Here is a 23,789-nt window from a genome sequence, read left to right on the forward strand (position 1 = left end):
ACTGCTAGCTTATAGCCAAGCTTGGATGCCATACTGGCCTTCAAGCATACCAACTGCAAGCATAGCAACTAAACAGATAACGAGTACGCTTACTGGGATCACAATCTTGTCTACAAATGATAGGCGAGACGCGCGCTCTTTATCTCCAATTAAACCGTTGTTATCTAAAAGCATAGTTAGTGCCCAAGCTAGAACTGGGTTAACAACGGCAGAACCAAAGATACAGATACCTGCTGCTTGTGAGTCTTTTGAGTCCTTCACCATCTGCATGCCAGCTTCAAGCAGTGGTAGAGATACACCAACGAGAAGAGCAACGCGCATAACTGGAGGCCATACTGCAACGTCCATAGGAAAACCAAGGATTGCAACAATAATACATAGAGAGCCTAGTAAGATGGCACCAGCAGGAATAGGGCGTTTCGCGATTGCAGCAGGGATCATGTAAGTCCCCCAAGATGATGTGATGTTACCACCACCCACTGCAGTACCGACCATTTGGCGAACGGAACACATTGTCATTGTGTCATCAACGTCCATCAGCACTTTCTCACTCTTACGTGGGTAGTTCATCTCTTGGAAGATACGGTGACCCAAGAAGTCAGGTGACCACATTGCTACCGCAAGAATGGCGAATGGTAGTGAAGCGATGAAGTGTTCCATATTAGGAAGACCAAGCATCCAACCTTCTTCTGTTGAACCCCACCAGTAGATTGGATTTAGGTTTGGAAGGCCTGTCTCGGTTACGAATTTAATATCGAAGCCTGCGCCAAGAGCCAGTGCGATTGCAAGCCCAGTGAAGGCACAAACAGGGATCGCTAGCCAGCGTTTGTTCACTTTAGCAAGGAACGCGTATAAGCCAATGGTAACCGCAAGAACAATCAGACCGATGTAACCCATGCTACCAGCGGCAACCGTATCGGATTGCAAACCAACAGCCCAAGCTTGAATAGAGTTAATTTGGCTCATGGTTCCGGTTAAACCTAGGAAAATAAGAAGGCCACCAGCCGTACCTTCAGAGGTGAGGTTAACCAGTTTTGACCCACCTTTTAAGAGGCTCAAAATCAAACCAAACACACCAATGAGAATTGCTAATGCAAGAGGGTGAGCACCAGCAAGAGCAATGGTACCAATAAGAGGGATCATTGGGCCGTGGTTGCCTGCTAGGTTGGCTTTAGGGTTAATAAAACCAGAGGCAAGTACACAGAAAAGAAGTGCAGGGATGAGCATTTCTACACGCGCAACTTCGATAGCAAAGTCCTTGCCTAAGTTTACGTGGTCCCATGCTGCAGTAAGACCTTCAGCCCAAGACATCATTACCGCAGAGTACATTGCGATAATACCGATAGTACCAGCAAGTGCTGGAACAAGGTCTTCAAGCTCAAAGCGGAAGTCACGACCTGGCAAGTTCAAGCCAAAACGACGTGGCTTCATGATTTGTAGTTCGTGGTCTAGGTAGTCTGAACGGCTTGCGAACTCAGATGCTGGACGATGAAGCTCACGGTAGCTCTTGGTCTCGATATCTGAATCAGAGTGCGTTTTGTTAACTGCGTCTGACATAGATTCCTCATATATTTAAAAGTTATGAATTCTTCATTCAATTGTGTTAATCCGCATCCTGCGGCACGCTTATGCTAGCTATTGTTAGATTTGTTACACGTCGACACTGTGCCTAAGCATAGCTAATAACTTATTGTGTTGAGGCACAAAAAAAGCCTCATCTTTTGGCAGGAGTCTAGCAAGATAGCCATTTAGGGTGATTGATTTAGATCACTTTAAGAATGGTTGTGAAATAAAACTACAGAAAGTTTCTGGCATGCGAATGAGATGCGGAGATCTTGTGTAATTTCATTACACAAGTTGCATAAAATTAGAACTTTTTGTCCTTTTGCACGAGATGCAGATTAAATGTCAATATTCACGATGATTATATAAAGCTGGCTTTATTCTTGCTTTGGACAGAGCAAAGACAATTTTTTGGCTAATCATTGCCGCTCAGTTTAGGAAAAAGACATGAAACAGCTTAAAGTACTGCCACTAGTGGCAATCATCTCAGGGTTAATGGTCGGTTGCGGCGGCGGTGGCGGCGGTGGCGGTGGTGCAGCGCCGAAAACTGCGTTTACTTTTGATTTTGCTATACCAGCAACAATGACTGAAAGTGAAGCAACTACGAAAGGTTGTACTGTATATGACCACAAAACTGAGCTGAACGGCGATAAAACGGTTTTAACCTATAGTGCAGCGTCAAAAGAGCAAGTGACCAACTATGTTATCGGTTACTACTCTGATGCCGATGGCAAAAGATCCGGAGACATTATCAAACCTACCACTGATAACTTTAAGTTTTATCTTGAAGATATCCCTGACGGCGGCTTTGTAACGTTTCAAGCAATAGAATTTAACGGCAAAGAAGCTCGCGTAAACACGTTTTCAAAAGAGTTCTTGCAAGATAAGAAACTACGTAATGCTACTTTTGCACTAAACCGAGACTCTTTGAACAAATGCTTTACTGGCGGTAACTTAGCAAGCAATAAGTTTACTAACTTAGATTACCGAAACGCTGAATCAGGTGGCGGAGATTACAACTTTGTCTCGCAAACCGATATTTTCACGTCTCCGAACCCTGATATGTTGCCTACTGATGAACTGATGGGGCTTAAAGGTGAACCAACGGCATTGTTTCAGTATGAATCAGGTTCAAGCGACAAAGCGCTTTACCAATATGGTATTGGTTCGTGGGGAACTGGTGAGATAGCCTTAGTTAGAGCGGATAATACGTCAAACATTTATTCGTCTTCTGACTATACTTACGACTCGCTTAACATTGGCTTTGTTACTAACGGCTTTGCATATGACGCGTTGAAGCTGGATAAAACGGCCGTTGAATATAATCGCCCTAGTGCAACGAATAAAGAAACTTGGGTATACATGGCGTTCTCAGAGAATCAAGTTAATGGTTGGGAGTCTCTACTTAACGAAACGATCTCTGACGGATGGGATATTGACGTTGATCCGAGTGCTTACTTAAATATTGATAACCTGCCGAACACAAAACCAAGTGTATCAACGCAAGGAAGTGCAGAGTCCGTGATTGATCTGGACATGGGCTTAACATCGTCTACTGAAGGCTTTACTCGTGTCGCTTACTTTGCAACTTCAGGCGACTACAGAGTCACACATCGCATTTTCACAACAAGTGATAGTGATTCTGTTGTTGTTCCTGAATTGCATTACTACAACTTCCCAACATCGGCCGTTAACGGTTTGAAGGTTTCAGCTTCGGACGATTTTAATCGCACTGCTTTAGTAGTGAATGAAGATAGTAATATTGATTCTAAAGTTTTCATGAGCTTCTTCTCCAATGGTGAAGCGTCAGAGCCTGAACTAGATGAAGACCTAGATGGCATCATTACTTCTGAAAAAGAAGGCTTAGAAAATGAAGTGACATTACGTACTTCAAACTCGTTGGTAGTCAGTCGTTTTAATTAATTCATTGCGACCTCGAATAGGTTTCAATTAACACTTTTGTAAATTTATTAAGCCCCTTTGAAAGGGGCTTTTTTATATTTAATATTCAACTTTTGAAGAATATGTTGCTATATATTGCATATTAATTTGTCTATCGTATCTTTCTATTCGAATTATTTAGGTTAATAATTTGTTGCAAGTTTCAAAGGGCGGTGCTAATTTGTTCCGAATTAGAGAGGGCGGAGTCCCTTAATTGCAGTGACAAAAACACAGGGAGTAGGGCGCATGAATGATGTACCAGCGCTAGATATAAAAGACCTGCACAAAACATTTGGACAAAATGAAGTTTTAAAAGGCATTTCACTTGCCGCGCACAAAGGAGATGTTATCTCCATCATTGGCTCTTCCGGCTCAGGTAAGAGTACCTTTCTCAGATGTATCAACTTGCTAGAAACGCCTACCGCGGGCGAAATTTGGGTAAATGGTGAATTAATCCAAATGAAGAACAACAGAGCAGGTGAATCTGTTCCTGCTAATGAAAAGCAAGTCCAACGTATTCGCTCACGCCTGGCAATGGTTTTCCAAGGTTTCAACCTCTGGTCTCACCTAACCGTACTAGAAAACGTGATTGAGGCGCCTGTTCATGTCTTAGGCGTGCCAAAAGCTCAAGCGATTGAAAATGCAGAAGTCTTGCTTAAGAAAGTAGGCTTGTATGAGCGTAAAGATTATTACCCTGGGCACTTATCTGGCGGCCAGCAGCAACGTGCAGCTATTGCCCGTGCGCTAGCAGTTGACCCAGAGGTGATGTTGTTTGACGAGCCAACTTCTGCGCTTGACCCAGAACTTGTAGGAGAAGTTCTGGGGGTAATGAGAGATTTGGCAGATGAAGGGCGAACTATGCTGGTGGTCACGCACGAAATGGCGTTTGCGCGTGACGTATCAAACCATGTGATGTTTTTACATCAAGGCTTAGTGGAAGAACAGGGAAATCCAGCTAAGCTATTTACAAACCCGGATTCAGAACGATTACAGCAGTTTATCTCATCCATTTACTAATATTTGTTAGGCGGCAGACTATTGCCTCCTAAGCCAACACAACAAACAAAACGAAATAAAATAGCAATCACAGGAGTATGGAAATGAAAAAGTGGTTATTAGCAGCAACGATTGCTGCAACGGCAGTATCAGGTGTTGCCCAAGCGAAAGAATGGAAAACAGTTCGCTTTGGTATCGAAGGCGCTTACCCTCCGTTTAGCTGGACAGAAACTGATGGCTCAATAAAAGGCTTTGACGTAGACATGGCAAATGCACTCTGTGAAGAGATGCAAGTGAAGTGCAAAATCGTCGCTCAAGATTGGGATGGTATTATTCCTTCTCTGCTTGCACGTAAGTACGATGCCATCATCGCAGCAATGTCTATCACTGAAGAGCGCAAGAAAAAAGTCGATTTCACTGGCAAGTACGCACAAATTCCAAATAAATTTATCGCTAAGAAAGGTGCGGGTCTAGATTTTGATAATCTTAAAGATGTCAAAATTGGCGTGCAACGTGCGACGACACATGACAAGTACTTAACTGACAACTACGGCGATGATGTTGAAATTGTGCGTTATGGCTCTTTTGATGAAGCGTATCTTGATCTAGAAAATGGTCGAATTGCTGCTGTTTTAGGTGATGCTTCTGCTCTAGAAGAGGGTGTGATCAACAAAGCAGGTGGCGAAGCTTATGAGTTTGTTGGACCATCGTTAACCGATCCAAAATGGTTTGGCGAAGGTATGGGTATCGCTGTTCGTAAACAAGACAAAGATCTAACGAAGAAACTCGACGCAGCAATTATTTCACTACGTGAGAAAGGTGTTTACCAAGAAATTGCTGGTAAATACTTTAACTACGATGTGTACGGTGAATAAACCGTAATTAAGCGACCGTTGGCTTGTTCCTAGAAGTAGTCAACGGTCGATTTTTTGAGTTTAGGGATTAGGAACTCACCTATGCTAGATTTACAAGGATACGAAGCTTCGATTTTGAAAGGAGCTTTAGTAACAATAGAAGTTGCAGTGCTTTCACTCATTCTCGCCATGGTGTTAGGCATGCTTGGCGCATTAGCTAAGTTAGCACCTTACAAATGGGCAAGGGCGATTGCCACTCTTTACACCACAGTCATTCGCGGCATTCCAGATTTGGTTCTGATGATGCTAATTTTCTTTGGTGGACAAATACTTTTAAATAACAGCCTTTACTCCATCAACGAAACGCTCAACGAGTGGTTTGCCTCGAGTGATCCAAACCATGAATGGACGTCTTACTTACCTGATTATATTGATGTCAGCCCATTTATAGCTGGTGTACTCACGATTGGTTTTATCTTTGGCGCCTACATGGCGGAGACTTTTCGTGGAGCGATCATGGCGGTGGACAAGGGTGAGTTAGAAGCGGCGAAAGCTTATGGGATGAGTTCTGCTTTATCGTTTAGAAGAATCTTACTTCCTCAGATGATTCGTCATGCATTACCTGGATTTGGTAATAACTGGTTAGTGTTACTTAAGACCACAGCGTTAGTTTCCATTATTGGTCTGGATGACATGGTGAGAATGAGCTCATTGGCAGCAGGTACAACGAAAATGCCGTTCACCTTTTACATGGCTGTCGCGCTCATCTTTCTATTTTTTACCAGCGTTTCGACCGGGCTACTCAAGCTTGTTGAGCGTAAGTTCAGTATTCATGCGAGGTAAGTTATGGACTTTTCTTTGATTATTGAAAGCTTTCCAACTTATCTTCAGGGGCTTTGGACAACAGTTTGGTTAGTGGGATTAGCGTTGGTTATTGGCTTGTGTGTCTCTATCCCATTAGCCGTGGCACGCAATAGTACCAATTACGCTCTAAGCTTACCTTCTTGGGGATTCATTTACTTTTTCCGTGGAACGCCGCTATTGGTTCAGCTGTATTTGATTTACTACGGCATGGATCAGTTTTTCCCTGTGAAAGATACCTTGTGGGAGAACGCTTGGTTCTGTGCTTTGGTCGCTTTTATTCTGAATACATCGGCTTACACCGCAGAAATTATTCGTGGTGCGATTAATGGTTTGCCGAAAGGTGAGGTGGAAGCTGCGAAAGCCTATGGCATGAGTAAGTTTATGACATACAGACGTATTATCTTGCCGAGTGCATTGCGTCGAGCATTACCAGCTTATTCCAACGAGGTCATATTTATGCTGCACGGAAGTGCAGTCGCGGGCATCGTTACCATCATGGATTTAACTGGTGCTGCGCGTCTAGTTAACTCGCGCTACTATGCACCATTTGAGTCTTTCCTGACGGCGGGGCTGTTCTACATGGCACTGACGTTTATGATCTTGTGGTGTTTCAAAGTGGCAGAGAAGCGTTTCTTAGCTTATCTGCGTCCTTTAAGCTAATTATCAATAGAGGCAATAGCATCGGAGTGGGTGCTATTGCTTTTGATAATTTTGTTATCTTCATTCCTATTTTTCCAGTCGATGTAAAAGACTCTTTCTTATTATTCATCAACTTACATTAACATTCGGTAAACTCATTGTTTAGTAAGTAAAAATGAAAAAAACAATTCTATCGTTGGGCATTGCCGCCTTAGCCACAGGATGTGGTGGGGGAGAGGGAGAATCACAACCTAATGCTCAAGTAAAACCAACGCCAGCTCCAGTTCAACAGGCTCTGGAAACTGGTAATGCACTGCTCGTTTCTGACCCGAGCGATTTCATTCGTAAAAGTCATCAGGTTGTGGAAGCTCACAAGATGCAGTCGAATACGATCAAATCTGCAATTGCGAAAAGCCTTTCAGGTCTTTATTGGGATCCAACCCATGATGCCGCGATCTTGGCACCTCAGTATGGCTTCAACGACACCATCTTGATGACCAATAAGGCCATGGCAAGCGGTTACAAAGATCAAGCTCTGTCAATTGGCGTTGCCGGGGAAAAGTCTAATGGTCAACGTTACGCACTATTAGGTAACCCATTTAGAACGGCACAACGTTTTCCCGACTCTTCCAACGCGGCGATGACGCAATGGTTAAGTAACCTGGTCACTTGGTTGTCGGGCGGAGTTACTTCAAACGTCGTCATCGCGCAAATGGATCAGTCTTATTACTTTCCGGATGAGCAAGCGACTCGGAATTGGCTAAAAGACAATGTTTCACAAGAGTTGGCGTTTAACGAGGCCAACCTATGCGATGGTTCGAAGCTACTTAGCTGCTTGCAAACCAATACTCCAAACTTATTGATCTTGTCACAGCATCTGCAATCTGGAGATACCAACAAACCAGTACTCGACGCTCTGGAATACGCTGAGCAAGCCCAAATTCCTGTTCTATACCTGCATTGGGATGGAGGACTAACTGATCTTGGCCAAGACATTTTGGAAAAATTCCATGTTGATTATGTGGGAGATAACTATTGGCGTAAGTTAGGCTTGGTCGACTGGGAACCTTCATCGTTGATGAACGTTGTGCCGGACTCTGTCATCACACAACAAGCGCTGTTGTCTCGTTTTGAATCTCAAAATTTCAACGTTGACTTGTCAAAGTGTGATGACAAATCCTGCCCTGACACTGCGAATATGGACAGTCAATTTTATGCAGGGGCAAACAGCATTCGCCATTGGTTGCAAAAGCTTGATGAACAAAAAGTAGATTTGTTTAATCAAAACGGCTACCAATACGAAAAACTCATGGTATTGCTGGCTGATCATTATCGTCAAACGGTTGTCTTCCCGATGGACAAACAATCAACCCAAACGACCGAATTCCTAAAGTCGTACTTTGCCGATTACGTGCAATACAACAGCCGAAGCGTAAACCCAAAACAACCAAATATGGGGAACTTCAGCCGTAGTGAGTTTAGCCCTGACATAAAGAGAATCAGTGCAACGATTAATATGGAATCAAAGCGTAACTTCCGTTCGGCTGGTGTGTATGCGCTTTCTGGGGAAACCTTTACGGTTAAACGTAATGACAGCAATGATGTGGCGACTAAGATTGTCATCAACACTTTAAGAAGTGGTGCAACTCATGAGTTCAGCAAAGATGGATACACGCGACCAAAACTGCTGACTTCATTCGGCTATGAAGTGAAGCCGGGTGAAACCATCACGCTGACTTCTCCTTATGGTGGTCCAGTACAGGTTCACTTTGACAAAAATGATGTTCCGGTTGAACTGAAATTTAATCATGTGGCACAGCATCCAGTTTGGAGAAGTGAGAAGGACAACGACGCTTTTATTCAACAGTTAGAAGCCAATTTATTCGATTGGGCTGAGCTGATCACTCCTGGGTTTGAAGTACACTCAAAGCGCGACAAAATGTTGGAGTCGGTCAACGATGAAATGTGGTCTACCCCTTCGGAAATGGCGCTTGCAACAGAAGAATATGTTCACAACTACCCGCATGTGCTGGCAGGTTTCCAAGGGCCGGGCATAGATGAAGTGCCTGAAATTATTCAATACGCCCAAAACCAAGGTTGGGAAATCGCCAATATTGATATAGTGAAGCACATGAACGCCGACCAAGCGACGTGTGGTTATGGTTGTTCGGGTAACCCTTACGATGCTTACTGGTCATTCAGCCCACTCGGTCACGGTGATTTACATGAGCTTGGTCATGGTTTAGAAAAAGGTCGATTCCGATTTTCAGGCTGGGAAGGGCATTCAACGACCAATTACTACTCGTATTACAGTAAGTCTCGTTTCTTCCAGAATACGGGAAAAGTTTCAACTTGCCAAAGCTTGGATTTCAAAGGCCAGTTTGAATTATTGCAAGCTAGCCGAACTCAAGCGGATCCAAACGCATACATGGCTGCGCAAAATCAAACCAGTTGGAGTTGGGGCGCTCGTGTTTACATTCAAATGATGATGGCGGCGCAGCATGAAGGTGTGCTTAAAAATGGTTGGCATTTATTGGCGCGCTTGCACCTGATTGAACGTGAGTTTAACCGCTTAAAATCGGACGATGCGCTTTGGGATGAGAGACGATTGAGTATTGGTTTCGCCAACTACTCTCGGGAAGAAGCAAATAGCATCTCGAACAACGACTGGTTGCTTATTGCTCTGAGCTACATCTCTCAGCGAGATATGACTAACTATCTCGATATGTGGGGGTTCTCGCTCACAGAAAAAGCGAAACAGCAGGTTGTGGCGCTGAATCTACCGCCGATGCCGCTCACTTACTTTGCAAGTAGTAATACAGGCTACTGTCTGAACGAATTTGCACAAACACCGATAACTGTTGATGGTCAAACGGTTTGGCCGCTGAATCAGTGATTAAATGGTAATTTGTATGAAAAAGGGAGACTGAGTCTCCCTTTTTATTGGATTAAGCTTAGCGTTGAGTCTCGCTTATAGCTTTGCAATATATTACTTAAATGTTGACCAGATTGGTGCGTGATCTGAAGGCTTCTCGATACCACGAAGCTCATAGTCGATACCAGATTCAATACACTTTTCCGCTAGAGAAGGGGTTGCCAAAATGACATCAATTCGTAGGCCACGGTTATCATCAAAACCGCGAGAACGGTAGTCAAACCACGAAAATTGATCGTTCACCTCTGGGTATAGCTTACGGAAGGTGTCCATAAAGCCCCAGTCTAGTAAGGTTTTCAACCATTCGCGTTCTTCAGGTTGGAATGAACATTTACCTGTTTTTAGCCAACGTTTACGGTTTGGCTCGCCGATACCGATATCTGCATCAATAGGGCTGATGTTGATGTCACCCATAACAATCAATTGCTCGTCGTTATTGTGATGATCGTTTAAGTAGGTCATCAGATCTTTATAGAATTGGCGCTTGTATGGGAATTTGGTTTCGTGGCTGATGTTATCCCCTTGAGGGAAATAGCCGTTTAGTACAGTGACCTTTTCGCCGTTTTCATTTAAAAACGTTGCCATGATCATGCGCTTTTGATGTTCCTCGTTATCCGTCGGGAACCCTTTTTGTACGTGTAGAGGCTCTTGCTTACAAAGCATTGCTACGCCGTAATGTGCTTTTTGACCATGAAAATACACTTTGTAGCCCATGGCTTCGACAGCTTCAATCGGGAATGCTTCATCGTGAACTTTAATTTCCTGAAGACCAATCACATCAGGTTGGTGTTTGTCGATTAGCGCTTGGAGTTGGTGCAGTCGCGCACGTAGTCCATTGATGTTAAAGCTGATTACTTTCATTATTTATCCTTTTGGGGCGTACTTTTTATGAATAGTATCATTGTGTAAGAGCACTGAAAATGAGTCTCGGTGAAAGGAGTGAAACGCTCTGAGCTACTTTACTTTTAATTTGTTTTCTAAGTCGTTTTGCACGATCTTTAAAGCGTTAAGCGCAACTTCTGGATCTATCTCATTGCTCTCAAGCAAATAGATTAAATCGACAGCCAGTTTGATCTCTTCAGGTGCGTCATCTAAAGGCGAGGTTGGTTGGTCAGCCATTATTGATGTTTTTCCCTATGTGTAATTTGGTTCTCTAGCTTAAGAAGTGCTGCTTCACAACGCGCTAAACGTTGCTCGGTTGCTAGTAATACTTTTTGAGCATCGGCACGCATAAAACTCGGAGCGCTTTCGACAGCACGTTCTTTTAATAACACCATCTCGCGCAAGCGTCTTGCCCACTCTTGGTGTTGAGCGAGTTCCTGATAAAGCACGTTGATAGGCTTGCGGAAATAGCTGCTATGTTTGATTTCATTCTTACGAATTTTAGTGGTAGAAATCTCGCGTTGAATCGCACCGATTTGCGCCACTAACCGTTCAGTGAGGTACTCAGCACGCAAAGCGGTGAGCTTACCTTCATTTTGCTCACGCACAATCGCATCCAGCGTGGCTTTTGCTTCTTTTACGCAAGGAGTAAGTAAGCGAGAGCGGCAACCAAATAAACGCTCATCAAAAAGCGGAACATGATGTTCGCCTCTTTGACGGTCAAGAACAGCGGCTTGCTTCGCCATTTGTTCTAGATTTTCCTGGAGTTGAGAAATGTTCATGACAAACCTACAAACCATGCGTCATAAGCCAATTTAATGGCTAGTATGCTGACGACAGTAACAAATACAGGACGAATGAATTTAGAACCAAATCTAATAGCGGAGTGCGCGCCAACAAAAGCACCAGCCATTAAACATACTCCCATTGTTAAGCCTAGCACCCAGTTGATATGTCCGAGGAATGCAAAAGTGATCAAAGAGGTAAAGTTACTGGTAAAGTTCATTGCTTTTGCTAAGCCAGAGGCGAGCAAGATATTCAGCCGGTACAGCGCCATTGAACTTACTGTCCAAAAAGCCCCAGTTCCAGGCCCTGCGAGTCCGTCGTAGAATCCTATGGATAAGCCTTGCATGTACTGTTTTTTATGAAGTTTTGGGCAAGGCTCGGGTATTGGACTTTGATGAGCAGAGTGGGGTGTTTTATGAAAAACGGTATACAACGCTGCCGCCAAAATAACAAGCGGCAATCCTTTTTCCAGCCAATCCGTACTAATCGCATCTACAAATAGCGTACCTAATGTGGCTCCGATGAGTGTTGCCACGAATGCACGCCTCCAGCATTGAGGTTTGAATAGACGTTTTTTGTAGTACGTAAATGCTGCAGTAGAAGAAGCAAAGGTAGCGGCAAGTTTATTGGTGCCTAGTGCAATATGAGGCGGCAAGCCTAGCGAAAGTAGAGCAGGTACGGTAAGCATGCCACCACCACCGGCAACTGCATCAATAAATCCTGCGACAAAAGCGACAAGCGCCAACACCAACAGCATGGTTGGCTCAATCATTTCCATAAATGGTGATTCTTCTAATATTCTATTTTACGTTTAAATGGAGGTAGTGAGTCGATTAAGGCTTGTCCGTATCGCTTAGTGACTAGGCGTCGATCAAGAATCGTTACTCTACCAGAATCTCTCTCTTTACGCAGTAAGCGACCTACGCTCTGGATCAGCTTTTTGCTTGCGTCTGGTACAGTTATTTGCATAAACGGGTTTCCTCCTTTTTTCTCAATGTATTCGGAATGAGCCTGCTCAACAGGGGAGGTTGGAACGCCAAATGGAATTTTTGTAATCACCAAGTTTTCAAGTAATTCGCCAGGTAAGTCTAGCCCCTCAGAGAAACTGCCAGTACCAAATAAGACGCTGGTTTTATTTGATTCTATTAGCTTTTTATGTTTTTTTAGAATTTCTTGACGTGAGCTTTCACCTTGAACTTGCAACGCCCAGCCTTTTTTTATGAACTCCGAAGAGAGTGCCTTCGCGACTTGGTTCATCTGCCAATAGGATGAGAATAATACTAAGTTGGCTTTCTTGTCTTCCAAGTACTTAGGCAATATCTCGATAAGATATTCAGTAAATTGAGGCGCTGGTGGTTCATATTTCATCGCAGGGATGAGCAATTCTGCCTGGTTTTGGTAATCGAATGGTGACGCAAGCGCTAAAAACTGAGTGCCTGATTCTGGTTTTCCATCAATACCAACCTGATGGCAAAAGTAATGGAAAGAGTTTAATGCACGCATCGTTGCGGAAACCAAAATGGCGCCAATACATCTGCTCCAAATCTGTTGGTCGAGTTGCCATCCAATTTCAAGTGGCGAAACACTCACAATGAAATCACCCTCGCGATCGGGGTGGGTTTCTAACCAGCGAGCTAAAGGCGCACCTTTTTCACGAGTTGGTTCAGCCATTAAATGCCATACTTGCGCTAGGTTTTCTAACCTTTGAATGTAGAAACCGAGCTCTGCAAGCGCTGGTTCAGCCAACCTTGTCGCAAGCTCCCCGTCTTTTACTCTTTCCGCAATAAGGTCGGCAATTTTTGCCACGCTCTGATTTGCTTTTTTACTGAACTGTTTTAGTTCTTTGGATTGGTTCTCTAGCCACTCAGGTAGTTCACCGTGTTCGAAGCGGTAGATACCCTCTTCAAATTGAGCTGGGTCGAACTGTTTGGGCAATTGAGTCAGTGCCGGTATCAAGTTCTGAACCGCGTCTTGAAGGTCGTTGCGAAATCGAGCTACGCGTTTCTCGTCTGCGAGTGATGAAAACTTACTAATCGACTGATTTAACTTCTCAAGCCATGCTGCCGCACCTTTTAAACTCGCAGATGCTGAAGCATGGTCACGAGCGACGTGAGGTAAGTGATGTGCCTCGTCGAAGACGTATATCGTATTTTCTGGCTCAGGTAAAATCACGCCGCCACCTAAATCTGCGTCTGCCATGACGAGAGAGTGGTTAGCAATGATGACATCGTTTTTATCCAACTCTGAGCGCGCTTTTTGGAATGGGCAGCCGCGGTGGCCTGGTAAACTGTTATTGCAACTGTGTTTATCACTGACAATCAGTTGCCAAAGCTTATCGTCGATGGGTTTAGGCCAAGAATCACGGTCACCGTCCCATTTACCTTGCGCAAGAGAGCGATGCATTGTTTCTAACAGCTCTATATCTTTTTGCTTAGGTTTGGTTTCAAACATGGCTAACTGGCCACCATCAGCACCGCTAGCAGTAGCGAGCTTTTCTGCACAACAATAGCGTTGACGGCCTTTTGCCAAAATAAAAGAAAACTCTCGGTCGGTAATCCGACGAAAAAGAGGGAGGTCTTTATTTATGAGCTGCTCTTGCAGAGCGACGGTCGCCGTTGAGATAACCACTTTTCTATTGTTATGTACAGCCACGGGAATGGTCGCCATTAGATAGGAGAGCGATTTACCAATTCCAGTCCCTGCTTCTGCAACGAGTATTCGGTTAGATTTGTGATACTGACCGCACAGCGTTTTTGCAATCTCTGCAACAAGGTAGTTTTGTGCTCTTCTAGGCACAAAGTTATCAAGTTGATCTTGAAGGTTTTGATAGCTATTACGAATCGATTTTTGAATGTTACTGGTCAGCATACGGGCCTCAAATGCGTTGGAGGCGAATAGTAGCACACATCACTAGTTGTACAGTAGTTCACAAAACGGAATGCTTTTATAAGGAATGTAGATCTCCTTCACAAAAAAATATTGAACCTTATCTTAATGAAATTAATTTCATTATATGAAAAATATAAAACTCCAACTTGGGTCTGATTTGTGGGTTTTTATTCTTTTTTTTGTTTTTTTAAATTTACTTATTGGATTAAAAAACCATTTGTTAATAATTTTGTAAATTACAAATAATAATGGAGATTGGTTAGATGTTCGTCGAATAAATAAAGGTAAACTTATCAAGTTGTTGTTTTATAATGGTATTTTGTTTTTTTTACATTGGTATTTAGAAAATTTGACAGCCAGAATAATCTTTTGCACTCTTAGCTCCAGATTTTGAGGAGGTGCTGTATAACGTTTTGTTAACGCTCTACCTCAAACATATAAAAAAAGGGAACCGGACAAGGATATCCCGAACTAAGAAAAGGCAGTGGATTAATTATGAAAAAAACTCTATTAGCACTAGCTGTAGTTGCGTCTGCAACTTCAGTGAACGCAGCTGAAGTATTCAAATCTGAAGAAGGTTCTGTAGATTTCTACGGTCAGCTACGTCCAACTCTTCTATTCACAGAAAAAACTGATCACACAGCAGAGCTAAACACTAGCTCTTCTCGTACTGGTGTGAACGCGGTTTACGTTGTTGACGAAAGCCTAAAAGTTCTGGGTGAAGTTGAAATCGGTGTTGCTCTAGGTGACAACTACGACGCAGGTGCTGATTCAAGCGAGCGTACAGATGACTCTGTATACGTACGTCGCCACATCATCGGTTTTGATATGGGTGATATGGGTACTCTTCGCTTCGGTAAAGAAGGTACTTGGGCTGATGACGTATACTTCGCAGATTACTCTTACTTCTTCGGTGGTAACGCAGCGGAAACTGCATACGGTCACGCTTGGAACAACGATTCTCAAATCAAATACGCTTACGAAAATGACGCGTTCTGGCTAAAAGCTGGTTACGCGCTAGGCGAAAAAGATTCTAACGAAGAAGTACTAGAAGTATTCGTTGGTAAATCTTTCAACGACCTATCTCTACACGCTGGTGTACTTACTGCGAACAACGACATCAACGTAACTAAAGAGAAAAAACTAGTTCTTAATGGTGTAGAGCAAACAGTTTCTCACACAGAGCGTACTGATAACGAAAACCTATCTTTTGAAGTAACTGCTGAGTACGCACTAAACGAGCACACTCTAGGTGCTACGTACTACTACAACGAAAACGAAGATAAGCTAGGTAAATCAACAGTTGATTCACACTACATCGTTGTAGCTGGTATGTTCGCTGTTGCTCCTAAAACAACTCTATACTCTGGTTACGAGTACCTAGCTCAGTCTACTGACGAAGCAGGTAAAGTAGACGCAGACTCTTCTTGGTTCTACGCTGGTGTTGAATACAAGTTCTCTAAATGGGCACGTGTATTCGCAGAAGCGGGTTACACTTTCGAAGGTACTGACTTCGACAACAAAGACACAGACGACGCAACTAACTTCGGTGTTGGTGCTCGTTTCTACTGGTAATCAATACCCAGTTTGATATTGTAAGACCCAGCTATATGCTGGGTCTTTTACTATGAAGATAAGGATGAAAAATTCTATGCAGTTATCATTAAAAGTGGCAATGGCACTGTCTATTTTTGCCAGTACAAACCTCTACGCTGCAACGACTTTAGTGGTTCCAGAAGACGTGAAGTTATTGGCCGTCAACATGGAGAAGCCAGATCTAGAAGGTGGTCTTTTTTCTAGTGAGAAGACAATCGAACTACCTGACGGAACGAATCAAATTGTCTTCAAATATCAACCTACATTCGAAATTAACGAAAACCTTAAGACGGTTTACAGTGATGTAATCGTTGCTAAATTTGATGCTGAAAACGAAAAGCTAACGTTTGAACTGCCAGAGTTTAAAACTCTTCGCCAAGCGCAAAACAACATCTCGCCTCTAGATTGGCAATTACTGGATACCAAAGGCCAACCTATTGCTTTGGTCGAAGATGTATTAGAGTCAGATGGTGTTCAAATTGGTCGTAATTACCCTCAAGAATCTCGCAACTACAATATTGCTGGCGGTATCGCGAGTGTTGCCGTTAGTTATGTAACTGTGAATCAGCATCAACAATCAGTAAGTGATATCGAGCCTCGAGTTGAGACTAGTGATACCCGTTCAACAGCCGCATCGAACGACAGCCCAATGGTTGATGTATTAAAGACGATGTACCAGAAAGCGTCTCCGGCGGAAAAAGAGGCCTTTAAAAACTGGCTTGCTGAGCAGTAATCCCTTAGTTCATTAGATAGGGCTTAACTGAAAAAGTACGAATCTAAAAAGCAGGCTTTAAGCCTGCTTTTATCTTTTCTGCTTATTAGAGAGAGATTTCTCTCCATTCACCAGGCATTAGGTCGTTAAGGACGATATCACCCATCGAATGACGAATGAGGCGCAAAGTAGGGAAGCCAATGTGCGCAGTCATGCGACGCACCTGACGATTTCTTCCTTCAATAATGGTAATGGCTAACCAAGTGGTAGGGATATTTGCGCGAAAACGAACCGGAGGCGTTCTGTCCCAGACTTGTGGTTTTGGAATAACTTCAACTTCGGCTGGTAGAGTCATACCATCTTTTAGCTCTACTCCCTTTCTCAATTTTTCAAGATCTTGCTCCTGAGGAGCGCCATCAACTTGAACCCAATAAGTCTTCGGCGATTTTGACTTTGGCTGCGTTAGCTTCGCCTGCAAGATGCCATCGTTAGTGAGTACCATCAAACCTTCGCTGTCTCGGTCCAATCGGCCAGCCGCATAGACATTTTTGATTGGGATATAGTCCGCTAACGTTTTGCGACCATCGCCATCGGTAAATTGACTGAGCGTATCGTAAGGCTTATTGAAAATAATGACTTTACGATCTTTAGGGGCCACTTTTGGCTTTTGGCTTTTTGTTGGGCGATTAGGGCGGCGGTCTTGCTGAGTACGAGTCTTCGAGCCATTGCGAGCTCCTGAGTGTTTAAAATGGCCCGTTTTAGACTGGTTACGACTGCGACCTTTTTCCTGACCTGTACGAGATGACATGTTAACTACCCTGCAAAAATGTAAATGAACTGTGTTTGAAAGTTTTAAGTTTTCTCATGATCGGATATGATTTGCGCGCCTAAAACTAACAAACGCGCACAGAATGATAGACTAATTCGTGTTATTTGTTTAATTATATCAGTGCACTCATGGATTCAGAGCTTAGAGCTTCAAACTACAACAAAGAGTGCGAACCGCATGTGGCGTTAGTGAGGAGACATGTACTGCTAACGCGCAGCAATGCGTCAATTAAACCAACTCAGACGCTGAGTTGATCAGCCAACAAGTTGATTAAAAAATAGGGAAATTTCATGCCTACAGAAAAACCTACAATTATCTACACCATCACTGATGAAGCGCCGGCGCTAGCAACTTATTCATTACTACCAATCATTCAATCATTCACAGCATCGTCTGGCATCAATGTAGATACTCGTGATATTTCACTAGCAGGTCGAATTATCGCTAACTTCCCAGAGCATCTAAAAGAAGAACAGCGCATTGGCGATGCGTTGACTGAGCTTGGTGAACTAGCTCAAACTCCAGAAGCAAATATCATCAAGCTACCTAACATTTCAGCTTCAGTTCCTCAGCTTAAAGCGGCGATTAAAGAGCTTCAGGCGAAAGGTTACGATTTACCAAACTACCCAGAAGAGCCGAGCACGTACGAAGAGAAAGCGATTAAAGCGGCTTACGACAAAATCAAAGGTAGTGCGGTTAACCCAGTACTTCGTGAAGGTAACTCAGACCGTCGTGCTCCGACTTCGGTTAAGAACTACGCGAAGAAAAACCCACACTCAATGGGTGCATGGTCAGCAGAATCTAAGTCCCATGTTGCGAGCATGTCAGACAATGACTTCTTTGGTAGCGAAAAGTCTACAACTATCTCTGGTGCAACAGAGGTCAAAATCGAGTTTGTCGGTAATGATGGTACAGTTAAAGAGCTTAAGTCTGCGTTCCCATTACTAGATAAAGAAGTCATTGATACTTCAGTAATGAAGAAGAAGGCGTTGGTTGAATTTTTCGAGAAAGAGATTGCTGAAGCGAAAGCACAAGACGTGCTGCTGTCTCTTCATATGAAAGCGACGATGATGAAAGTGTCTGACCCTGTCATTTTCGGTCATGCAGTAAAAGTTTACTACAAAGACGTTTTCGATAAGTACGGTAAGCTGTTTGAAGAGCTAGGCGTTGATGTAAACAATGGCATCGGTGATGTTTACTCAAAAATTGAGTCTCTACCTGAAGCGCAAAAAGCAGAAATTGAAGCGGCCATTCAAGCGGTTTACCAAACTCAACCAGAACTTGCGATGGTTGACTCTGATCGTGGTATCACAAACTTACATGTACCAAGTGACATTATTGTAGATGCTTCTATGCCAGCAATGCTTCGCTCTTCGGGTCAAATGTGGGGACCAGATGGTAAACAAAAAGACACCAAAGCGATGATTCCAGATCGTAGCTACGCAGGTATTTACCAAGCGGTTATTGATTTCTGTAAAGAGCACGGCGCATTTGACCCAACCACTATGGGGAGCGTACCTAACGTCGGCCTAATGGCTCAGAAAGCAGAAGAGTATGGTTCTCATGACAAGACATTCATTCTAGACGCTGCGGGTACTGTTCGCGTTGTTGATGCTTCAGGTAACGTACTGTTAGAGCAAGCGGTTGAAGAAGGTGATATCTTCCGTATGTGTCAGGTTAAAGACGCACCAATCCAAGATTGGGTTAAACTAGCAGTGACTCGCGCACGTGCAACAGGTGTTCCAGCTGTATTCTGGCTAGACGAAAACCGTGCGCACGATGCTGAGCTCATCAAGAAAGTAAACGCCTACCTACCAGATCACGATACTGACGGTCTAGAGATTAAGATCCTATCTCCTGTTGAAGCTTGTAAGTACTCACTAGAGCGTATGAAAGCGGGCCTAGATACTATCTCTGTTACAGGTAATGTTCTTCGTGACTACCTAACAGACTTGTTCCCAATTCTAGAGTTAGGTACGTCTGCTAAGATGCTATCTATTGTTCCATTGATGAATGGTGGTGGTCTATTTGAAACAGGCGCTGGTGGTTCTGCTCCTAAGCACGTTCAACAAGTAGAAAAAGAGAATCACCTTCGTTGGGATTCTTTGGGCGAGTTCCTAGCGCTTGCAGCGTCGTTAGAGCATTTAAGTGTAGCGACAAACAATCCTAAGGCTCAGGTTCTAGCAGATACACTAGATAAAGCGACCGGTGAGTTTTTAGACACCAACAAATCTCCGTCACGCAAAGTGGGTGAGCTAGATAACCGTGGAAGCCACTTCTATCTTGCACTTTACTGGGCGAAAGCGCTTTCAGAGCAAACGGATGATGCGGATCTTGCTGCTGAATTTGCACCAATTGCAAAAGCGCTGTCAGAGCAGGAAGAAACGATCGTTGCTGAGCTAAATAATGCGCAAGGCGTGAAAGGTGAGCTAGGAGGTTACTACTTACTAGACGATGCATTGGTTTCTAAATTGATGCGTCCAAGCGAAACCTTTAACGCAATCATTAACAAGTAAGTTAGTGTTAAAAAACACGTCGTTTTCGGCGTGTTTCCTATCCTGTAAGTGCGTTGTAAGTGTTCCTTTTGTAACACGTGCTCTAAATAGTAAGAAACCCGCTATCTTGGCGGGTTTATTTTTCTCTTCAAAACATCAACTTGGCGTTTCGAGAGCAATATTTTTATATTTCGACAGCGCTCTAATTATTTGGCTTGGCCTTCAAGAGGCACGACGCTACTCGCGTGACAGCCTTTGGGACCTTTTTCAATCTCGTAAGAGACTTGTTGGCCTGCTTTCAGTGTACGATAACCGTCCATCTGGATAGTTGAGTAGTGGGCAAAGATATCTCCCTCTTCTTCATCTGAACAAATAAACCCAAATCCTTTGGCATTGTTAAACCACTTTACTGTACCTGTAGCCATGCTTTACATCCCTCATGCATTTTTTACTGATGTTGTTACTGCAACCAAGTTATACCTTTAACTTGGTACTACCATTGTCAGCGAATGCCAACAAACGTCAAATCAATGATAAGTCACATTCATCAAACCACTTAAAGAAGAGAAGTTTCAAAATGATGATTTATGCATCGACACTTTCCACTGTAGTCAATGAATTTCGACAGTCAATAGCAGTGAGCAACAAACAGAAACATAATTGAAAACAAATCACTTTTGAGATTAACAAATTTGCAAACAGTTTTTCGTATATACGCAGAAGTTTAGTCAATTTGCCTATGAAGTGGCTCATACTGAAAAAGCCATACTGTCCGTGTTGCTTATGGGAGAAGAATCCTCTAACTGAATAAAAAATGAAGTTCTCGTGATAATTACCGTATTCTCAATGAGGAAGTGTGATCCAGATAGAAGATGATGGGGTGGTTTGCAATAGTCCGAAAGCAATAAATAGAAAGTTCTTTTATAAGAAAAAATGTGTAACTTATCGACAAGCATCTTTTATTTGCGCCGTATCAAGACGTGCATTAGTCTCTATATTAGGTAGCAACTTTTATCGATCAAAGATCGAATTCGGTGCCATAACTCACTACACCGCGCTGCACGCTTGTGGTAGATTGTTTTTATAGGTCGAAAACATCAACCCTTTGATACGATATCTTTAGATTGCCATGAGTAAAAATTTTGAATGGGTCACTCCGGACTCTGATCTTCTGGAGCGAGAAAGTACGAAAGTCCAGCCACCTAAGCTGTACAATGTCGTACTCAATAATGATGACTATACACCTATGGATTTCGTCATAGAGGTGCTTGAGCGATTTTTCTCACATGATATTGATAAAGCAACTCAAATCATGCTTCAGGTCCACTATGAAGGAAAGGCAATCTGCGGCACATACAGCGCAGAAATTGCCGAAACAAAAGTAGCGCAAGTTACGATGTACGCAAGGGAAAATGAACATCCGCTACTTTGCACTATGGAGCAAGCGTAAACAAAGAAGACTTGCTCGAACAACCCCAGTTGTTTTTTCGGGAGGTACTTATGCTAAATAAAGAACTAGAGTCAAGCCTTAACGGTGCATTTGCTCGGGCGCGAGATAAACGCCACGAGTTTATGACTGTCGAACACCTCCTACTTGCATTGTTGGAAAATGATGCAGCTAAGGAAGCCCTTCTAGCTTGTAAGGCGGATCTTGACGCTTTACGCAACGAACTCGATATTTTCATCGATCAAACTACGCCTCTTATCCCAGATAGTGATGAGACGCGTGAAACGCAGCCGACTTTGAGTTTTCAACGTGTACTACAACGCGCCGTCTTTCATGTACAGTCGTCTGGTCGTAATGAAGTAACAGGCGCCAACGTGCTTGTTGCTATCTTCAGTGAACAAGAGTCGCATGCCGCTTACTTACTGAAGAAAAATGACATCTCCCGATTAGATATTGTTAACTTCATCTCCCACGGTATTACTAAAGCATCAGGTGCAGGTGAGGATTCATCATCAGACTCGTTTAGCTCAGAAAGTGTTGAAGAGCCTAATTCTGAAGAACGCCTAGAAAGCTTTGCGACGAATCTTAATCAAGTCGCTAAAGATGGAAACATCGACCCACTCATTGGACGTGATAAAGAGTTAGAGCGCACTATTCAGGTACTTTGTCGACGCCGCAAGAATAATCCACTACTAGTGGGTGAGGCAGGGGTTGGTAAAACAGCCATTGCGGAAGGTCTTGCATGGCGAATTGTCGAAGGGCAGGTCCCTGAGGTTATTCAAAACAGCGTGATTTATTCACTAGATATTGGTTCTTTGCTCGCTGGTACCAAATATCGCGGTGATTTTGAAAAGCGCTTCAAGGCGATTTTGAAACAACTTGAAAAAGAAGAAGATGCCATTTTGTTCATCGATGAAATACATACCATCATCGGTGCAGGCGCGGCATCTGGTGGTCAAGTCGATGCAGCAAATCTTATTAAGCCTCTTTTAAGTAGCGGTAAGTTGCGTTGTATTGGTTCGACGACATACCAAGAATACAGCAACATTTTCGAGAAAGAGCGTGCGTTGTCTCGCCGCTTCCAAAAGATAGACGTTGTAGAGCCCTCATTGGATGATACAACTAAAATCTTGATGGGCTTGAAGCCGAAGTACGAAGCTCACCATGAAGTACGTTATACCAATAAAGCACTGCGTGCCGCCGTAGAACTGTCGGCTAAATACATTAATGAACGCCATCTACCAGATAAGGCCATTGATGTCATTGATGAAGCTGGTGCTCGTAGTCGTCTTGCTCCTGCAAGCCGTCGTAAAAAAACGGTCGGAGTGGCTGATATCGAATCAATGGTTGCCAAAATGGCGCGAATTCCAGAGAAGTCGGTTTCTTCTTCAGATAAAGACATTTTGAAAAACTTAGATAGCAAAATGAAGATGTTGGTATTCGGTCAAGATAATGCGATTGATGCATTATCCGAGGCGATCAAGCTGACACGTGCAGGTTTAGGTGTAGACAACAAACCTGTTGGTTCATTCTTGTTTGCAGGCCCAACAGGGGTTGGTAAAACAGAGGTGACGGTGCAGTTATCTAAGCTTCTAGGTATCGAGCTACTTCGTTTTGATATGTCTGAGTATGGTGAGCGTCACTCCGTAAGTCGCTTAATTGGTGCGCCTCCTGGTTATGTCGGTTATGACCAAGGTGGTTTGCTAACCGATGCTGTTATTAAGCACCCACACTCAGTCGTATTACTTGATGAGATTGAAAAAGCGCACCCTGATATCTTTAACCTGTTGTTGCAAGTCATGGATAACGGTACGCTAACGGACAACAATGGTCGCAAAGCAGACTTCCGAAATGTCATTCTTGTTATGACAACTAACGCAGGTGTGGCGGAAACCGAGAAGAAATCAATTGGCTTGATTCAACAAGACAACAGTCACGATGCAATGGCGGAAATTAAGAAGGTGTTTACTCCTGAGTTCCGTAACCGTCTTGATAACATCATCTGGTTTAACAGCCTTGATGAAAGCGTTATCCATCAAGTGGTTGATAAGTTCATTGTTGAACTGCAAGTGCAACTTGATGCGAGAGGCGTTTCAATGGAAGTATCTCAAGACGCTCGCCATTGGTTAGCACATAAAGGTTATGACAAAGCTATGGGGGCTCGCCCAATGGGGCGTGTTATCCAAGAACAGCTTAAGAAGCCTTTGGCTAACGAACTGTTGTTTGGATCTTTAGTTGACGGCGGTACAGTGAAAGTAACGCTGGTCAACGATACGCTTGAGTTTGAATACTTAAGTGAGAAAGAGACAGCGATGCATTAATCGTTAGTCGGTAACAAACGCAAAAGCGCACGAGAAGATC

19 protein-coding genes are annotated in these 23,789 nt (G+C 43.4%); 11 read left to right on the top strand and 8 right to left on the bottom strand.

From position 1 onward, the window contains the following. Positions 1–9: 9 nt before the first annotated feature. Entirely contained in the window at positions 10–1,557 is a 1,548-nt protein-coding gene (locus tag R7070_RS07445) for a DUF3360 family protein (protein WP_005378441.1), read from the bottom strand. A 453-nt stretch (positions 1,558–2,010) separates the two neighbouring features. Between R7070_RS07445 and R7070_RS07450 the strand changes: the two genes are divergently transcribed. From R7070_RS07450 to R7070_RS07475, 6 genes are all read left to right on the top strand, one after another. Continuing rightward, positions 2,011–3,486: a hypothetical protein gene (locus R7070_RS07450; RefSeq protein ID WP_017820023.1), complete on the top strand. Its 1,476-nt coding sequence runs from the start codon at positions 2,011–2,013 to the stop codon at positions 3,484–3,486. Between the two features lie 264 nt (positions 3,487–3,750). After that, a complete protein-coding gene (locus tag R7070_RS07455) occupies positions 3,751–4,521 on the top strand; it encodes an ABC transporter ATP-binding protein (RefSeq protein WP_005378438.1) in 771 nt (256 codons plus the stop codon). 83 nt (positions 4,522–4,604) lie between these two features. After that, complete coding sequence (locus R7070_RS07460) at positions 4,605–5,375, top strand: ABC transporter substrate-binding protein (protein WP_005378437.1); 771 nt, start codon at positions 4,605–4,607, stop codon at positions 5,373–5,375. Between the two features lie 81 nt (positions 5,376–5,456). Then, complete coding sequence (locus tag R7070_RS07465; RefSeq protein ID WP_005378436.1) at positions 5,457–6,197, top strand: ABC transporter permease; 741 nt, start codon at positions 5,457–5,459, stop codon at positions 6,195–6,197. Positions 6,198–6,200: 3 nt separating this feature from the next. Beyond that, complete coding sequence (locus R7070_RS07470) at positions 6,201–6,878, top strand: ABC transporter permease (protein ID WP_005378435.1); 678 nt, start codon at positions 6,201–6,203, stop codon at positions 6,876–6,878. A gap of 154 nt (positions 6,879–7,032) precedes the next feature. Then, a complete protein-coding gene (locus R7070_RS07475) occupies positions 7,033–9,753 on the top strand; it encodes an ImpA family metalloprotease (RefSeq protein WP_318141179.1) in 2,721 nt (906 codons plus the stop codon). 93 nt (positions 9,754–9,846) lie between these two features. Here R7070_RS07475 and xthA read toward each other — a convergent pair whose 3' ends face one another. From xthA to dinG, 5 genes are all read right to left on the bottom strand, one after another. Further along, positions 9,847–10,653, bottom strand: a complete 807-nt coding sequence (gene xthA / locus R7070_RS07480) for an exodeoxyribonuclease III (RefSeq protein ID WP_256900315.1) — start codon at positions 10,651–10,653, stop codon at positions 9,847–9,849. Positions 10,654–10,746: 93 nt separating this feature from the next. After that, positions 10,747–10,911, bottom strand: a complete 165-nt coding sequence (gene rsmS, locus R7070_RS07485) for a pleiotropic regulatory protein RsmS (protein WP_256900316.1) — start codon at positions 10,909–10,911, stop codon at positions 10,747–10,749. Beyond that, the gene (locus tag R7070_RS07490) at positions 10,911–11,456 is read right to left on the bottom strand and encodes a primosomal replication protein (RefSeq protein ID WP_171344558.1); all 546 of its coding nucleotides are present in this window, start codon (positions 11,454–11,456) and stop codon (positions 10,911–10,913) included. The genes rsmS and R7070_RS07490 overlap by 1 nt, the downstream gene beginning before the upstream one ends. Beyond that, a complete protein-coding gene (locus R7070_RS07495) occupies positions 11,453–12,238 on the bottom strand; it encodes a sulfite exporter TauE/SafE family protein (RefSeq protein ID WP_171344559.1) in 786 nt (261 codons plus the stop codon). Before R7070_RS07495 ends, R7070_RS07490 begins: the two co-directional genes overlap by 4 nt. A 14-nt stretch (positions 12,239–12,252) precedes the next feature. Continuing rightward, a complete protein-coding gene (dinG, locus tag R7070_RS07500) occupies positions 12,253–14,328 on the bottom strand; it encodes an ATP-dependent DNA helicase DinG (protein ID WP_017634733.1) in 2,076 nt (691 codons plus the stop codon). Positions 14,329–14,844: 516 nt separating this feature from the next. Between dinG and R7070_RS07505 the strand changes: the two genes are divergently transcribed. Continuing rightward, entirely contained in the window at positions 14,845–15,924 is a 1,080-nt protein-coding gene (locus tag R7070_RS07505) for a porin (protein WP_005378424.1), read from the top strand. Between the two features lie 76 nt (positions 15,925–16,000). After that, positions 16,001–16,678, top strand: coding sequence for a DUF2057 family protein (locus tag R7070_RS07510; RefSeq protein WP_017634732.1), 678 nt, complete (start codon positions 16,001–16,003; stop codon positions 16,676–16,678). An 85-nt stretch (positions 16,679–16,763) separates the two neighbouring features. Here R7070_RS07510 and R7070_RS07515 read toward each other — a convergent pair whose 3' ends face one another. Beyond that, on the bottom strand, positions 16,764–17,465 hold the full coding sequence (locus R7070_RS07515) for a pseudouridine synthase (RefSeq protein WP_017634731.1): 702 nt from the start codon (positions 17,463–17,465) through the stop codon (positions 16,764–16,766). A 311-nt stretch (positions 17,466–17,776) separates the two neighbouring features. Here R7070_RS07515 and R7070_RS07520 point away from each other — a divergent pair, with 311 nt between their 5' ends. After that, the gene (locus tag R7070_RS07520) at positions 17,777–20,002 is read left to right on the top strand and encodes an NADP-dependent isocitrate dehydrogenase (protein ID WP_005378404.1); all 2,226 of its coding nucleotides are present in this window, start codon (positions 17,777–17,779) and stop codon (positions 20,000–20,002) included. Positions 20,003–20,187: 185 nt separating this feature from the next. On the opposite strand, the gene cspD is transcribed toward R7070_RS07520, so the two are convergent. Beyond that, a complete protein-coding gene (gene cspD, locus R7070_RS07525) occupies positions 20,188–20,406 on the bottom strand; it encodes a cold shock domain-containing protein CspD (protein ID WP_005378407.1) in 219 nt (72 codons plus the stop codon). A gap of 704 nt (positions 20,407–21,110) precedes the next feature. On the opposite strand from cspD, the gene clpS reads away from it, so the two are divergent. Beyond that, on the top strand, positions 21,111–21,431 hold the full coding sequence (clpS, locus tag R7070_RS07530) for an ATP-dependent Clp protease adapter ClpS (protein WP_005378419.1): 321 nt from the start codon (positions 21,111–21,113) through the stop codon (positions 21,429–21,431). A 50-nt stretch (positions 21,432–21,481) separates the two neighbouring features. Beyond that, on the top strand, positions 21,482–23,749 hold the full coding sequence (gene clpA / locus R7070_RS07535) for an ATP-dependent Clp protease ATP-binding subunit ClpA (protein ID WP_005387879.1): 2,268 nt from the start codon (positions 21,482–21,484) through the stop codon (positions 23,747–23,749). The last annotated feature ends 40 nt before the right edge of the window (positions 23,750–23,789 follow it).

Source organism: Vibrio sp. 1557, from assembly GCF_033340175.1.
GTDB lineage: Bacteria > Pseudomonadota > Gammaproteobacteria > Enterobacterales > Vibrionaceae > Vibrio > Vibrio alginolyticus.